Annotated in this window: 17 protein-coding genes and 1 pseudogene; 15 read left to right on the top strand and 3 right to left on the bottom strand. The window is 68.2% G+C overall.

Translation table 11 applies throughout. From position 1 onward, the window contains the following. A partial coding sequence (locus tag BLR02_RS26485) for a transposase (protein ID WP_245704972.1) occupies positions 1–206 on the bottom strand: 206 nt, incomplete at its 3' end. Positions 207–587: 381 nt separating this feature from the next. Here BLR02_RS26485 and BLR02_RS26480 point away from each other — a divergent pair. Both BLR02_RS26480 and BLR02_RS30660 read left to right on the top strand, forming a co-directional pair. Then, on the top strand, positions 588–1,676 hold the full coding sequence (locus BLR02_RS26480; protein ID WP_090571110.1) for a TRAP transporter substrate-binding protein: 1,089 nt from the start codon (positions 588–590) through the stop codon (positions 1,674–1,676). Between the two features lie 122 nt (positions 1,677–1,798). Then, positions 1,799–2,271, top strand: a pseudogene (locus BLR02_RS30660) (IS630 family transposase); the annotation flags it as partial. A 384-nt stretch (positions 2,272–2,655) separates the two neighbouring features. On the opposite strand, the gene BLR02_RS26475 reads toward BLR02_RS30660, so the two are convergent. Continuing rightward, positions 2,656–3,117 carry a deoxycytidylate deaminase gene (locus tag BLR02_RS26475; protein WP_090571116.1) on the bottom strand — a complete coding sequence of 154 codons (462 nt, stop codon included), beginning with the start codon at positions 3,115–3,117 and terminating at the stop codon, positions 2,656–2,658. 474 nt (positions 3,118–3,591) lie between these two features. Continuing rightward, positions 3,592–3,975 (bottom strand): type 2 periplasmic-binding domain-containing protein, encoded by a 384-nt coding sequence (locus BLR02_RS26470; protein WP_090665262.1) that lies wholly within the window; start codon positions 3,973–3,975, stop codon positions 3,592–3,594. A gap of 314 nt (positions 3,976–4,289) precedes the next feature. On the opposite strand from BLR02_RS26470, the gene BLR02_RS26465 reads away from it, so the two are divergent. From BLR02_RS26465 to BLR02_RS26405, 13 genes are all read left to right on the top strand, one after another. Then, positions 4,290–4,955: a peroxiredoxin gene (locus BLR02_RS26465; RefSeq protein ID WP_090665261.1), complete on the top strand. Its 666-nt coding sequence runs from the start codon at positions 4,290–4,292 to the stop codon at positions 4,953–4,955. Beyond that, a complete protein-coding gene (locus BLR02_RS26460) occupies positions 4,952–5,398 on the top strand; it encodes an ArsR/SmtB family transcription factor (protein WP_090665260.1) in 447 nt (148 codons plus the stop codon). Before BLR02_RS26465 ends, BLR02_RS26460 begins: the two co-directional genes overlap by 4 nt. Continuing rightward, positions 5,395–6,165, top strand: coding sequence for a sulfite exporter TauE/SafE family protein (locus BLR02_RS26455; RefSeq protein ID WP_090571124.1), 771 nt, complete (start codon positions 5,395–5,397; stop codon positions 6,163–6,165). Before BLR02_RS26460 ends, BLR02_RS26455 begins: the two co-directional genes overlap by 4 nt. A 33-nt stretch (positions 6,166–6,198) precedes the next feature. Continuing rightward, positions 6,199–7,092, top strand: a complete 894-nt coding sequence (locus tag BLR02_RS26450; protein ID WP_090571126.1) for an MBL fold metallo-hydrolase — start codon at positions 6,199–6,201, stop codon at positions 7,090–7,092. A gap of 19 nt (positions 7,093–7,111) precedes the next feature. Then, a complete protein-coding gene (locus BLR02_RS26445; protein WP_090665259.1) occupies positions 7,112–8,785 on the top strand; it encodes a bifunctional protein tyrosine phosphatase family protein/NAD(P)/FAD-dependent oxidoreductase in 1,674 nt (557 codons plus the stop codon). 23 nt (positions 8,786–8,808) lie between these two features. Continuing rightward, complete coding sequence (locus BLR02_RS26440) at positions 8,809–9,231, top strand: YeeE/YedE family protein (RefSeq protein WP_090571130.1); 423 nt, start codon at positions 8,809–8,811, stop codon at positions 9,229–9,231. Positions 9,232–9,235: 4 nt separating this feature from the next. Next, on the top strand, positions 9,236–9,697 hold the full coding sequence (locus BLR02_RS26435) for a DUF6691 family protein (protein WP_090665258.1): 462 nt from the start codon (positions 9,236–9,238) through the stop codon (positions 9,695–9,697). 57 nt (positions 9,698–9,754) lie between these two features. Next, positions 9,755–10,849 carry a c-type cytochrome gene (locus tag BLR02_RS26430; protein WP_218128085.1) on the top strand — a complete coding sequence of 365 codons (1,095 nt, stop codon included), beginning with the start codon at positions 9,755–9,757 and terminating at the stop codon, positions 10,847–10,849. Positions 10,850–10,863: 14 nt separating this feature from the next. Beyond that, a complete protein-coding gene (trxC, locus tag BLR02_RS26425) occupies positions 10,864–11,304 on the top strand; it encodes a thioredoxin TrxC (RefSeq protein ID WP_090665256.1) in 441 nt (146 codons plus the stop codon). A 61-nt stretch (positions 11,305–11,365) separates the two neighbouring features. Further along, the gene (locus BLR02_RS26420; RefSeq protein ID WP_090571138.1) at positions 11,366–11,566 is read left to right on the top strand and encodes a YgaP family membrane protein; all 201 of its coding nucleotides are present in this window, start codon (positions 11,366–11,368) and stop codon (positions 11,564–11,566) included. 9 nt (positions 11,567–11,575) lie between these two features. Further along, the gene (locus BLR02_RS26415) at positions 11,576–12,718 is read left to right on the top strand and encodes an efflux RND transporter periplasmic adaptor subunit (protein ID WP_090665255.1); all 1,143 of its coding nucleotides are present in this window, start codon (positions 11,576–11,578) and stop codon (positions 12,716–12,718) included. Further along, positions 12,715–13,926 (top strand): ABC transporter permease, encoded by a 1,212-nt coding sequence (locus tag BLR02_RS26410; RefSeq protein ID WP_090665254.1) that lies wholly within the window; start codon positions 12,715–12,717, stop codon positions 13,924–13,926. The genes BLR02_RS26415 and BLR02_RS26410 overlap by 4 nt, the downstream gene beginning before the upstream one ends. Beyond that, complete coding sequence (locus tag BLR02_RS26405) at positions 13,923–14,618, top strand: ABC transporter ATP-binding protein (protein ID WP_090571144.1); 696 nt, start codon at positions 13,923–13,925, stop codon at positions 14,616–14,618. Before BLR02_RS26410 ends, BLR02_RS26405 begins: the two co-directional genes overlap by 4 nt. Positions 14,619–14,841 lie beyond the last annotated feature (223 nt).

Below are 14,841 nucleotides of genomic sequence, written 5' to 3'. Positions count from 1 at the left end.
AGGCTCGGGCGGAGCGCCTCGAAGATCACCTCCCACCAGCCGCGCAGACACCAACGCCGCCAGCGGTGATAGACGCTCGACCAGAGACCCAACCCGTCTGGCAGGTCGCGCCACGGCGCGCCGGTTCGGCAAATCCAGAGCGCCGCCTCAACGAAGCGGCGCAGTGCCACGTCATCACGCTTCCAGACAAGGGGGATTTGCTGCATCACCAGCATCAGCGACACCCATTGGGCGTCGTCCAGGCTTGTCCTGGTCATGGCCGCGTTCCTTGAAAGCCTCAAGACCTTCCAAGGTGGCGCGGCCAGAGACCAGATCGGAGCCAGATCGGTTAGTCAGACAGTCCGGTCACAGACCCTAGTTGTCGTAAGCAGACTGGTCAGCTCCTCCGCGCCCACCAGCCCAATGCTTTCGTTGCCCAATGCAAAGTAGCCACTGCCGCCTTGGCTGTCATCAATCCCGGCAAGCCTATGCGGACAACACGGCATGCCCTTTTTCCCCGCGACCTGCCGTTGCTCCCCTGTTCCGGCTATGCATGCTCCCATTCTGCGAACCATACTCGCAGCCAATAATAATAGGGAAACGTAACCATGAACCGTCGTGTCATCTTGGGCGCTGCCGCAATGGCCACTCCAGTTGCGCTGGCCGCGCCCGCACTTGCCCAGACCCAGCATCCCGAAATCCGCTGGCGCCTAGCCAGCAGCTTTCCTAAGAACCTCGATATTCTATTCGGCGGAGCGGAGTACCTCTCGCGCCGTGTCGCGCAGATGACAGAGAACCGCTTCCAGATCCGCTGCTTCGCAGCCGGGGAGATCGTGCCTGCCCTTCAGGTGTTGGATGCGCTGCAGAATGGCACCATTGAATGCGGCCAGACCTCCAGCCTCTACTACATCGGCAAGGATCCGACGTTGGCTGCCTTTGCCGCCATTCCCTGGGGCATGAACATGCGGCAGTTGACCGCCTGGATGCGCTATGGCGGCGGCAACGAGATCGCGGCGGAGCTGTACCGTGACTACAATGTCGTTGGTATTCCTTTCGGTGAGACCGGCACCCAGATGGGCGGCTGGTTCCGCAAAGAAATCCGCAGCTTGGACGATCTCAGAGGGGTGAAGTTTCGTATCTCGGGCGTCGCCGGGCAGGTCTTTGCAAAACTCGGTGCTGCGCCGACGCAAATCGCAGCCGCGGACATCTATCCTTCGCTTGAGCGTGGGACGATCGACGCGGCGGAATGGATCGGGCCCTACGACGATGAGAAGCTTGGCTTCCACCGCGTGGCTAAATACTACTATGCGCCAGGCTTTTGGGACGGGTCTTCCCGTGGGGTGTTCATGATGAACAACCGGGCATGGGATGGTCTGCCCGATCAATACAAGCACATTCTGGAGGTCGCCTGCGGCGAGGCGACGCTGGAGATGATCGCCCGATACGACGAGGCGAACCCGAAAGCGCTGCGCCGGCTGCTCGCGGGCGGGGCACAGTTGAGAGCTTGGCCGCGGGAGATTTTGCAGGCTGCTTGGCGCACAACGCATGAGCTGTATGAGGACACGGCAACCCAAAACCCGCGCTTCCGCAAGATGTGGACGAGCTACAAGGCTTTCCGAGATGAACAGTTTCAATGGTTCCGCGTGGCGGAGAACGCCTACGAGAACTTCGCCTTCACGGCTGCTGCTCAGCGTTGAGAAGCATCGCGGCTCCGTCTTGATATTATGGGCGGCGCTGGCGCGGGAGGCGGATTTGGTTTCGCCAGGGCTGCTCGGCGGGAACCGGCACTGGCGCAGATCGAAGCTCAGCCTGGTCTCTACCCAGACAGCTTGGGTTCATAGATGAGGCCTGGGCTTCGACCAACATGGCCCGCCCCCATGGCCGGGCGCCCCAGGGCAGGCGGCTGCGGGCCGCCATCTCGCACGGCCATTGGATAAGCATGACCTTTGTTGCCGGCCCGCGCAACACCGGCATGGCCACGCTCATGGTCCTGGGCGAACCGATCAACGGCTCTCTTCCAGGATTATCTGAAGCAGGTGCTGGTGCCCGAACTCTGTCCAGGCGACATCGTCGTGATGGGCAACCTCGGCAGCCACAAGGGCGCAGGCGTCAGGGCTGCGATCGAGGCGGCAGGCGCGAGCCTGCTCTACCTCCCCCTACAGCCCCGATTGCAACCCCATAGAGCAAGCCTTCGCCAAGCTGAAGGCCATGCTACGCAAGGCGGCCGAGCGCACCCTCGATGACCTCTGGCGCAGCATCGGCCGCATCATCGATACCTTCACCCCAACCGAGTATAGCTCGGGCCACAGATCAAGATTGAGGTTGTCACACCACGGCAGGTGGACGCATTCACTCGCGCCGAACCTGAGCGGTACACGACTGTGCTCCGGGCGGCAGGGGCGCGGCCGGAACAGCGCCTTTGACGCCGCGGCTGCGGAGCTGCTGCTGGACCAAGTCAACAGGAAGTTGTAGAGGGCCAAAACTCGCCCTGCCCCCGGCGCTGCGTCGAACGATTACCGCCTGCCTCGGTGGCCAATGGCTTGGGCCACGCGAGTTTCTCCGTTCGTCGCACCTTCAGCCGCCGTCCGTGAAAGTACGGGGTCAACCATTGAAGCGCATGACATTCCCGGAAATGGTCAGGCTATGAGCAGGTGCGCTTCGTCAGGATGCGTATCATCACGTCTCAGTCGCTGCCCCGCGCTGCCAAGCCACACCGGCCTCGTCCATGATGAGACGTCCTGCCGCCTCGCTGTCTACCCAGTCGGCCCGTAACTGCCCCTGGAACACAACGCGCTGGATTCCTGCTTGAACCAGTACGGCCGCACACGCTGCGCATGGCGGATGGGTGATGTAGGCCGTGCAGCCAGCGAGCGACACCCCCGAGCGCGCGGCCGTGGCGACCGCGTTGGCCTCGGCGTGCACGGAGAGAAGCAGTTTCGTTGGACGATCGGCAAGACGCTCCGGCAGGTCGGTCACCCCGCGCGGGAAGCCATTGTAGCCGGTCACCCGAATTCGGCGGTCGTCGTCAACCACGACGCAGCCGACCTTGGTTGTGCGGTGCTTCGACCAATCAGCAATATGCATTGCCAGAGCCAGGAACCGAGCATCCCAACGAGGGGAGATGTGTGCGTTACTCATGTGATGATACAGATGACACAGATTGCTTATTGGTTCGAGACCAGCAGTTTTCGAAGAGCCGACTGCTAGGCGGCGATCCCTCCGACTCGCAGCCACAACCTGTAAAGCAAACAACATACAATCAGGGGATTAAACCTTAACGCTAAAAATCGGCCAACCCTTAAGGTCCAGAAAGTCTGGGGCATTTCGGCGAGAAAGCCCGGATTCGTTCTGAAATTGCACCATCAAGGTTGTCGCGGAAACCCAGACCAAACCTGCGCCTCAGGGCGGTGGGTCGGTCAGTGGAGACGAGCCGTGAAGATACCAATTGGAGCAGCGGTGAGAACTGGGGGATGAAAGTCTCTGGCACGAGGAACGGCTCACGCGACTGAGAGGCGTCATCGTAGGAGACATCAGGGCAGGCTACCCTGACCAGCCAAGGCGACGGAGGCAGTGAAGCAAGCGTCCCTTCGCGCGCTGCGTCCTGCCGGGTCATCACAGCACCAGCCGAACGCCGGATCCGGAACGACCCCTTGATCTGGACGATGTCGGCATGCTCGGGCTGGTGTCCGGGGCGACGAGCACAACGCGCCCGGTAATATCCTCCCAGAACGCAACTTGGCCGGTGCCACCTGTGGCGAGGATCCGCGCTTCGGCCGGCGGGCGGACCAGCAGGTCGCGCAACTTAGCATAGCGAGTGTAGGCCTCCGGCAGCAGCGCCTCGCGGAACTGCCCGGCGAAGTCGTCCATCATGTACTCAGCGCCGGAGAAGGCGAGGTCGGCCCTTCCGGCCATGCGCACAGCCCAAGTAGGCGTTGGTCCGGCGACGATCTCGGCCGGGATGCCGGTGGCCTGCTGGAAGGCGGCGACGGCGTGCATGACAGGCGCGCCCCCCCGGGCCGAGGGCACGGACCGGGGCGGGCAATTGAACCCGCCAAGGGCGCGAGCGGGTCGGCGGCGAGGAAGGATTTGGCGCTGCATTTGGACTGTCTCCTTCAGGCCGGCTTGTGCACCCGGGTGGCGGGTATGGCGAACCGAAGGCGTCGCATGGATCAGGTGGAGCACCCAGCGAAGGCCCCGACATGCTGTCTTCATCTTCACTTGATAAAATATGAATTTATAATATATATTTTTTTAAGAGAGGACGAGGACGCATGACCAACACGCTTGGAACATCCCAAGGTCAGCCCCCAATGGCTGAGGCCGCACCCACTGCCCATGAGGCCCCCTTCCGCACCCCACGCTTGGGCGAGCCGGCCATCCCCTTCCGCGTGCGTACTACGATGGGCGAGCGAAACCTGGCCGACTATCGCGGCCGCTGGCTGCTGCTCTTCTCCCACCCTGCCGATTTTACCCCGGTCTGCACCTCCGAGTTCATCGCTTTCGCCCGCGCGCATGGCCGTTTCCGGGCGCTGAGTTGCGAATTGCTCGGCCTTTCGGTTGACAGCCTCTTTGCCCACCTCGCCTGGGTCCGCTCTATCGAGGCGGAGTTGAGCGTCACCATCCCCTTCCCCATCGCCGAGGACATCTCCATGGCGATGGCCCGCGCCTATGGGATGATCCATCCGGGGGACGCCAGCACCGCCACCGTTCGTGGCAGCTTTCTGATCGACCCCGCTGGGGTCATCCGGATGCTCGCCTACTACCCGATGACGACAGGCCGCAGCATTGAGGAACTGCTGCGCACCCTCTCCGCACTGCAGGAGAGCGATGCCTCCGGCGTTTCCACGCCAGCCGACTGGAAGCCTGGCGAGGAGGGCGTGCTGCCCCCGCCGCTGACCGTGCAGGACGCCGAGGCTCGAAAGGCAGGCGGCGCACCAGCCTGGTACTACCAGCCGCAGGCAGGAGCGAAGCGATGAACGCGCCCGCCTGCGATCCCGAAATTGTCGCGGAGTTCCTGCGCGCGCTGGCGCATCCCATGCGGCTGCGCATCCTGTGCCGCCTACTCGAGGGCGAGCTCTCCGTCGCCGGCTTTGAGAGCGAGCTCGGCTTGAAGCAGCCCAACCTCTCCCAGCAACTCGCGGCGCTGCGCGAAGCCGGCCTTGTGGCGACCCGGCGAGAGTCGAAGTCGATCGTCTACAGCCTAGCCGATGCACGCGTCGCCGAGGTGCTGGAGGCGCTGCGCGTCGCCTTCCCGGCCGGTGCGCCCGAGGTCTCGATACCGTGCCATCCCGCACAGCCAGCGCCCTTGGCCGTGACCACCGCACCGCCGCGGCCCGCCAAGCACCAACCGAGCGGCGAGGCCGGGGTCTTTGCCATCGCGGGATGGGAGATGCCACCACCCAGGGGGAGGAGAGGATGACGCAGGCGATTCTGGCGCTCGGCTCCGGCAGCCTGGTCGGCTTCGTGCTGGGTCTCATCGGCGGCGGCGGCTCCATCGTCGCCACGCCGCTCCTGCTCTACGCTGTCGGCCTGCCGCCGCATGTTGCGCTCGGGACCGGGGCGCTCGCCGTCTCAGCCAATGCTTTCGTCAACTTCGCGGGCCACGCGCGGGCGGGCAATGTGCGCTGGAACGTGGCTGCAATCTTCTCCGTCACCGGCGTGCTCGGCGCGCTTGGCGGCTCCACCCTTGGCAAGGCGATGGACGGGCAGCGCCTGGTTCTGCTGTTCGCAGTTATGATGGTCGTCATCGGCTTCGCCATGCTGCAGCCGCGGAAGGGCGGTGACCAGGGTGGCCCGATCGCACTTACCACACCCGTGGTGATGCGCATCGGCAGCGTCGGGCTCGGCGTCGGGCTGCTCTCGGGCTTTTTCGGGATCGGCGGCGGCTTCCTGATCGTGCCCGGGCTGATCGTCGCCACCGGCATGCCGATGATCCACGCAGTCGGCACCTCGCTGTTGGCCGTCGGTGCCTTCGGCCTTGCCACCGCGCTCAACTACGCCGCCTCGGGCCTGGTGGACTGGGGAATCGCGGCGGAATTCATCGCCGGAGGAATTGTTGGAGGTGCGCTCGGCATGCGCACGGCCTGCCGGCTGGCCGCGAACCGCAACACGCTCAACCGCATCTTCGCCGCCGTCGTCTTCGTCGTGGCTGCCTACATCATCTGGCGCTCGGTGGGCCACGCCTGACATCCGCGCGCCACAAGGAGGAGGCTAACCCAGATGTCCCACATCGCTGCCGGCACCAACCTTTCGGTTAAGCCCGAGGTCACGCCCTTCTTCGACCCTGACACCAACACAATCAGCTATGTGGTGAAGGATCCTGGCTCGGCCGCCTGCGCCGTGGTCGACAGCGTGCTCGACCTCGACTGGGCGGCGGGGCGGATCACCACCCGCTCGGCGGATGCGATCATCGCCCATATCCGCAGTCACGGCCTCAGGCTCGAATGGCTGATCGAGACGCATGTGCACGCCGACCATCTCTCGGCCTCGCCCTACATCCAGCAGAAGCTCGGCGGCCGCATCGGCATCGGCGACCGCATCACCGTGGTGCAGGACACCTTCGGCAAGGTGTTCAATGAGGGCACCGAGTTCCGCCGCGACGGCAGCCAGTTCGACCGGCTGTTCCAGGACGGCGACACCTACCAAATCGGTGGCCTGACGGCGGTGGCGCTGCACACGCCCGGCCACACGCCCGCCTGCATGACGCATGTGATCGGCGATGCAGCCTTTGTCGGCGACACGCTGTTCATGCCGGATGGCGGCACTGCGCGGGCCGACTTCCCCGGCGGCGATGCCCGCGTGCTGTACCGCTCCATCATGCGCGTTCTGGCGCTGCCGCCGGAGACACGGCTGTTCATGTGCCACGACTACGGGCCGAACGGGCGGGAGATTCGCTGGGAGACGACGGTCGCCGAGGAGCGCGCGCGCAATATCCATGTCCACGACGGCATCGGCGAGGAGGAGTTCGTTGCCATGCGCACCGCACGCGACGCGACGCTCGGGATGCCGCGGCTGATCATCCCCTCGATCCAGGTAAACATGCATGCCGGGCAGCTGCCGGCGCCCGGCCCGGACGGCAAGCGGTTCCTGAAGGTGCCGCTGGACACCCTCTGAACCGAAGGGAGGACGTGCCATGGACGTGAGACGCCTGTCGGAGGCCGTCTCGGTCGCGCCGCAGATCCGCCCGGCGGAGGTGGCGGATCTCGCAGCCCTCGGCTTCCGCGCCATCATTTGCAACCGGCCGGACAGTGAGGGCGCCGACCAGCCCGGCTTCAAGGAGATCGTGCGCGCCGCGGCCGAGGCGGGGCTCGAGGTCGCCTGCCTGCCGGTCGTCTCGGGCAAGGTGACCGACGCGGACGCCGTCGCCTTCGGCCGGCTGCTCGACCGGCTGCCGAAGCCCGTGCTTGCCTATTGCCGCACCGGCACGCGCTCGGCGACGCTCTGGTCGCTGGCCGAGGCGGCGCGCGGCCGCGCCCTGCCGGACATCGTCGCCACGGCGAAGGCGGTCGGCTACGACATGACCGGCGTCGCCCGCCGCATCGCCAATGGCGGCCGCACCCCGACCACGACCGGCGAGGTGCGGCACGAGGTCGTGGTGATCGGTGGCGGTGCCGCCGGCATCGCTGTCGCCGCGAGCCTGAAGGCGCGCAGCCCGGAGCTCGACATCGCCATCATCGATCCGGCCGACATCCACTATTACCAGCCCGGCTGGACCATGGTGGGCGGCGGCGTCTTCGCCGCCCGGACCACGGCGCGCACCATGGCCTCGCTCATTCCGCCTGGCGTCGCATGGATCAAGGCCGCGGTCGCCGCCTTCGAGCCGGCGAACAACGCCGTCATCCTCGACGGTTGCCGGGTGGTCACCTATAGCAGGCTGGTCGTCGCTCCTGGCCTCAAGCTAGACTGGGGCGGCATCGAGGGGCTGCCCGAGACGCTCGGGCGGAACGGCGTCACCTCCAACTACCGCTACGACCTCGCGCCCTATACCTGGGAGCTGGTGCGCGGCCTGCAGCGCGGCACGGTGGTCTTCACCCAGCCGCCGATGCCGATCAAATGCGCCGGGGCGCCGCAGAAGGCGATGTATCTCGCGGCCGATCACTGGCGGCGTAGCGGCGTGCTCGGCGATATCCGCATCGATTTCTGCAACGCCGGCAACGTCCTGTTCGGGGTGAAGGACTACGTGCCGGCGCTGATGGAATACGTAAGGCGCTACGGCATCCACCTCGACTTCCAGGAGCGGCTGACGCGGATCGACGGGCCGGCCCGCACCGCCTGGTTCACCCGCACCGGCCCCGACGGCGCGACCGAGCAGGTTGAGCGGCGCTTCGACATGCTCCATGTGGTGCCGCCGCAGACGGCGCCCGATTTCCTGCGGGCCTCGCCGCTGGCCGATGCTGCAGGCTGGCTGGACGTGGACCAGGCGACGCTCCGCCACAAGCGCTTCCCCGGCGTCTATGGCCTCGGCGATGCCTGCAACGCACCGAATGCCAAGACCGCCGCCGCTGCCCGCAAGCAGGCACCGATCGTCGCGCACAACCTGCTGCGCGACATGGGTGCGGTGCAGGGGGGCGACGCGCTCTACAACGGCTACGGCTCCTGCCCGCTGACGGTCGAGCGCGGGCGCATCGTGCTGGCCGAGTTCGGCTATGGCGGCAAGCTGCTGCCGAGCTTTCCACCCTGGCTGATCGATGGAAGGCAGCCGAGCCGCCTCGCCTGGCTGCTCAAGGAGCGCATGCTGCCTTGGGTCTACTGGAAGGCGATGCTGCGCGGCAGGGAATGGATGGCGCAGCCGGAGCTGGCGGCCTGAGGCATGGATTGGGGAGGCATCGGATGACGCAGTTCACCCCCTACTCGGCCGCGGCGGGCGGTGCGTTGATCGGCATGGCGGCGGCGCTGCTCTGGGTCGCGCTCGGCCGCATCGCCGGCATCAGCGGTATCCTCGGCGGGCTCGCCGGGGCGCCGGCCGGCGAGCATGGCTGGCGGCTGGCTTTCCTCGCCGGTCTGATCGGGGCGCCGCTGCTCTATGCCACGACGCTCGGCGCGCCGGAGGTGCTGATCGCGGCCGATCCGGCCCGCCTGGTGCTGGCCGGGCTGCTGGTCGGCTTCGGCACCCGGCTCGGCAGCGGCTGCACCAGCGGCCATGGCGTCTGCGGCATCGCCCGTCTCTCGCCGCGCTCGATCGCGGCGACCGGCGTTTTCATGGCAACGGCGGCGGCGACGGTCTTCGTCTCGCGCCACCTGCTGGGGAGTTGAGCCGATGCCGCGGATCCTGGCCGCCCTCGCCGCTGGCTTGCTGTTCGGCCTCGGCCTCATCGTCTCGGGGATGGTAAACCCGGAGAAGGTGCTCGGCTTCCTCGACGTCGCCGGCGATTGGGATCCCAGCCTCGCCTTCGTCATGGCGGCGGCGATCCCGGTGGCGGCGCTCGGCTTCCGGCTTGGCGGCCGGATGAAGGCACCGATCTGCGGCATCGCCTTCACGCCGCCGGCACGCCGGCAGGTTGACGCGCGCCTGCTCGGCGGCGCGGCGCTGTTCGGCATCGGCTGGGGGCTCGCGGGTTTCTGCCCAGGGCCGGCCCTGGCCTCGCTCGGCTTCGGCGATTGGCAGGTGCTGGTCTTCGTGGTGGCGATGCTGGGTGGGATGGGGCTCTACCACCTCACGGTCGGTGCAGGACGCGGCGGCGCATCCGGCACCGGACAGGCAGTGGCGCGACCGGGCTGACGGACCACAGGCACAGAACACGTGCGGGAGGATTCCAGGATGCGTGGACCATCATTGATGCAGGTCGCCATCGCTGCCGTCGTTGCCGGCGGGCTGGCGCTGGCGCTGCACCGGCCCGAACCGGTGGCGCAGACCGTCGCGCCGTCCGCCCGCGCACCCGTGGAGACGCCGGCCTCGGCGTCCGCTTCGGTCCCGGTCCCGATGGCCCCCGCCGCAGCGCCGGCTGCCGCCCTGCCCGCCACCGCAGAGGCATGGACCGTGCCCGATCCCGATGCCCTGCCGGACGACATCTACGGCCGGACCGTGCGCCGCGGCCGCGACCTGATCGCCCGCACCTCCTCGCTGATCGGGCCTGACGCCACCGATCCGGCCATGCGCTTCGCCGGCAACGGCCTCGACTGCCAGTCCTGCCACCTGCGGGCCGGCACGCAGCAGTTCGGCCTGCCGCTCGCCGGGATCTGGGGCGTCTTCCCGCAGTATATTGGCCGCGAGAACGAGGTCCGCACGCTGGAGGAGCGGGTGAACGGCTGCATGGAGCGCAGCATGAACGGCCGCCCCCTGTTGGTGGAAGGCCCGGAGATGAAGGCGATCCTCACCTATATTCGCCATGTCAGCGCACCCGAACGCGTCGGCCGATCACTCCATGGCCGTGGCTCGCCGCCCTTGCCATTGCTCACCCGTGCCGCGGATCCGGTGCGCGGTCGGCAGGTTTTCGCCGAGACCTGCGCCGCCTGCCACGGCGCCGGGGGAGAGGGCCAGCGGTTGGATGCGGCCGAGGCCGGCGAGGTGGGGCGACGCTACCGCTTTCCGCCGCTCTGGGGACCGGACAGCTACAACGATGGCGCCGGGATGGCGCGCACCATCACCGCCGCTCGCTTCGTGCACGCCAACATGCCGCTCGGCACCACCTTCGAGGCACCGGCGATCGCCGTCGAGGACGCCTTCGACGTCACGGCTTTCGTCAACAGCCAGCCGCGGCCGCATAAGGCTGGGTTGGAAGCCGACTATCCCGACAGGTCGAAGAAGCCGGTCGATGCCGGCTACCCGCCCTTCATCGGCCCCTTCACACCGGAGCAGCACCGCTACGGCCCCTGGGCGCCGATCCAGGACTGGCTGCGCGCCAATTCCGAAGCGTCCCGCACCACGAACTGAGGGAGACCCCAGGCATGAACACCTCGCTGCAGGTCCTCTGCCCGCAATGCGATGCCATCAACCGCGTCCCGGCCGCGCGCTTGGCCGACGGCCCGCGCTGCGGCGAATGCCGCGCCGCCCTGTTCGAGGCGAAGCCCGTCGCCTTGTCCGAAGCGCGCTTCCGCCGGCATCTCCGGCATAGCGGCATACCGCTGCTGGTGAATTTCTGGGCGTCCTGGTGCGGCCCGTGCCGCGCCATGGCGCCCGCCTTCGAGGCGGCGGCACGGACGCTCGAACCCCGCATGCGGTTGGTCAAGGTATCGACGGAGGAGGCGCCCGGACTTGCTGCCGAACTGGCAATCAGCAGCATCCCAACACTTGCCCTGTTTGCTGGCGGGCGCGAGGTCGCACGCCAGGCTGGTGCCCTGCCCACCCGCGGCATTATCGCCTGGGCGGGCGCAAACGCGGCCCATTGAGCCAACGCAATGCAATTTCGATACCGGTTGGTAGTCTTCCCAAGTTGGCAGGAGAACGAGCATGACGCGCAATATGGGTGACATCGACAAGGGGCTGCGGATCGTGGCCGGTCTGATCCTTCTCGCACTCGGCTGGTTCGGCCCGCTGGGCTGGTGGGGGCTGATCGGCCTCGTGCCGCTGGCAACCGGGTTGATCGGCAATTGCCCAGTCTACAGCCTGCTGGGCGTGAATACCTGTCCGCTCGGCAAGCGTAGCGCCTGATCCCGCCCGATGCGCCGCATCGGCGTCCTGGCCGGCGTCGCGCTGGTGGCCATCGCCGGCGCGGGCGCCGTCTGGGCGCTGCGGCACCGGCCGCTCGACCTGCCCGTCGCCCGGGCGGAGCAGGACGTGCCGGTGCGCGTCTTCGGCCTGGGCACGATGGAGGCGCGGGTCACCTCTCGCATCGGCTTCGAGGTCGCCGGCACGCTGGTCGCGGTGCTCGCCGACCATGGCGACCGGGTCGTGGCCGGGCAGGTCCTGGCGCGGCTGAATCCGACGGCGCAGCAGGCCCGCGTCGCCAGGTCCACGGCCGGGCTGCAGAGTGCCGAGGCGCAGCAGCTACGCGTCGCCGCCGCACTCGAACGCGCCGCCGCCCAGGCGCAGCAGAAGCGCAGCCTGGCCAACCGCCGGCGGGAACTCGCCGCCCGCGGCAATGCCTCGGTCGAGGTCGCGGAGTTGGCGGAGACCGAGGCGGTCATCGCCGCCGCCGACCTGGCCGTAGCCCGGGCCGACCTGGCGGTGGCGCGCGCCGCCCTGGCCGATGCGCAGGCCGGGCTGCTCGCTGAGCAGACCACGCTCGCCAAGCACAGCCTCGCCGCGCCCTACGACGCGCTGGTGGTCGGCCGGCAGCGTGAGCCGGGCACCGCCCTGGCACCGGGTGAAGTCGTCTTCACCCTGGTCGATGCCGCCTCGCTCTGGGCCCTGGCCTATGTCGATGAGGGTCGCGCCGGGCAGATCCGCGAAGGCCAGCCGGCAATGCTGCGCCTGCGCTCCCTGCCCGGGGAGGCATTCGTCGCGCGGGTGATCCGCATCGGCCTGGAAAGCGACCGGGTGACGGAGGAGCGCCGCATCCACGCCCGCTGCGAGACCTGCCCGCCGCAGATCGTCCTCGGCGAGCAGGTGCAATTGGAGATCGAGACCGGCCGCCTGCCGACCGCCCGCCTGGTGCCGGAGACCGCGGTCGAAGGCTTCGATGGCGCCACCGGCCGGGTCTGGACCATCGAGACAGGCGCGCTGCGGCGCCGCGAGGTCCGTTTCATCGCCCGCACCCTGGATGCGCGGCTGGCACTGGACCCGACCCTGCCGGAGGCGCTGGCGGTGGTGACCCAGGTCTCGGGTGCCATGCAGGAAGGCCGGGCAGCGCGGCCGCGATGAACCTGGCGCTGCGCGACATCCGCCACAACCTCGGGCGCTTCCTGCTGACCTGCCTCGGCCTCGGCCTGCTGCTCGGCGTGGCGCTGGCCATGGTGGGGATCTATGGCGGCGTGGTCGAGGAGGCGCTGTCGCTCGCGCGCGGCCTGCGCGCCGACCTCTGGGTGGTCGAGGGCGGCAGCCGCGGCCCCTTCGCCGAGGCCAGCCGCATCCCCGGCGACGTGCGCGAGGCGGTGGCCCGGCTGCCCGGCGTGACCGCGGCCGGCAGCCTGACCTTCCAAACCGTGGAGGCGCGCCATGCCGGCGGCCCCGGCAGCGGCGCCCCCCCGAGCGAGGCGCTGGTGCGGGAAAGGGCCGGCGAGGCGGGGCGGCAACGCATCGGCGCCGTGCTGCGGCTGCAGGTGGTGGGCTACGAGCCGGACCGGCCGGGCGGCCCGCCGGGCATCCTGGCAGGCCGCGGCATCGGCCGCGGCCGGCTGGAGATGGTGCTGGACCGCAGCGCCGGGGTGCCGCTCGGCGCCATGGTGGAGATGGCCAATATCCGCTACCGCGTGGTCGGCTTCAGCACCCGCACCGTCTCGAGCGGCGGCGACCCGCTGGCCTGGATCACCCTGCGGGACAGCCAGGACCTGCAATTCCGCCTGAACCCGCCGGCCGCGCGGCGGGCCCAGCAGGGCGGCGGCGGCGCGCTGCCGCAGGACACGGTGAATGCGGTCATCGCCCGGCTCTCGCCGCATGCCGATCCGGCGGCGGTGGCCGCCGAGATCCGGCGCTGGAAGCATTTCGCCGCGCTGACCGCGGCCGAGCAGGAACAGGTGCTGACCCGCAGCGTGGTGGACCGTGCCCGCAAGCAGCTGGGGCTGTTCACCACGGTGCTGCTGCTGGTCTCGGCGGTGATCGTCGCGCTGATCATCTACACGCTGACCATGGACAAGATGCGCGAGATCGCCACGCTGAAGCTGATCGGCGCGCCGGATGCCACCATCGTCGCTTTGGTGATGCAGCAGGCGATGCTGCTGGGCGCGGTCAGCTTCGCCGGCGGTGCGGCGCTGCTGCTGGCAGTGAAGGATAATTTTCCTCGTCGCGTGGTGCTGGGGCCGGAGGAGATCGCCGGTTTCGGCCTGCTGGTCTTCGTCATCTGCCTCGCCGCCAGCCTGCTCGGCGTGCGCTACGCGCTGCGGGTCGAGCCGGCCCAGGCTCTGGGCGGATGAGCCCGCTGATCGCGCTGCAGGGCATCGCCAAGGGCTTTGGCGAAGGCGGGGCGCGGGTCCAGGCGCTGTCCGACATCACCCTGAACGTCGCCGCCGGCGAGGTGGTGGGCCTGCGCGGCCCTTCCGGCAGCGGCAAGTCCACGCTGCTGAACCTGGTGGCCTGCATCCTGGAGCCGGATGCGGGCGTGCTCCGCCTGGCCGGCGAGACGGTGTGGCAGGGCCGCTGGGCGAAGGCCGACCTGCGGGCGCTGCGACGCCGGACAATCGGCTTCATCTTCCAGTTCCACAACCTGCTGCCCTTCCTCGATGCCACCGACAACGTCGCCCTGGCGATGACGCTCAACAACGTTCCGCTCACCGTGGCGCGCAGCCGGGCCCGCGCCCTGCTCGACTACCTGCAGGTCGGCAAGCGGGCCGATGCGATGCCTGCCAAGCTCTCGGGCGGTGAGGCGCAGCGGGTGGCGATCGCCCGTGCCCTGGCGAACCAGCCGCACATCATCCTGGCGGACGAACCCACCGCGGCGCTTGATTCAGAACGCGCCCAGGTGGTGATGGACCTGCTGCGGCGCGTGGCGCGGGAACAGGCCGCCGCCGTGCTGGTGGTGACGCATGACGACAAAATCTTCAGCCGGTTCGACCGGCTGGTGAGCCTGCGCGACGGGCGTATCGAGGGCGAGATGCGGCCGGGCTGAGAAGGGAGGCGCCCTGCCGATCCAGAAGGACCCGTTGCGTTGCCTCAAAGCGTAGCGCCCAAGCCAGGCGCATGCTGCGGCCAAGCTGGGTGGCGGGTGCCATCCGCAAGGAGGATCTCCCAATGGCGGCCCTTATACCAAGTCTCCGAGAGCGTGACTCGTTGGGGATTCCCAGACTGGCGTCGCTCTGATTCAACATGGCGAACAGGGGAGCTTCGCCATG

The organism is Belnapia rosea (genome assembly GCF_900101615.1).
GTDB lineage: Bacteria > Pseudomonadota > Alphaproteobacteria > Acetobacterales > Acetobacteraceae > Belnapia > Belnapia rosea.
Note: the sequence above shows the minus strand (reverse complement) of the source record. Positions and strands in the feature narration are given on the sequence as shown.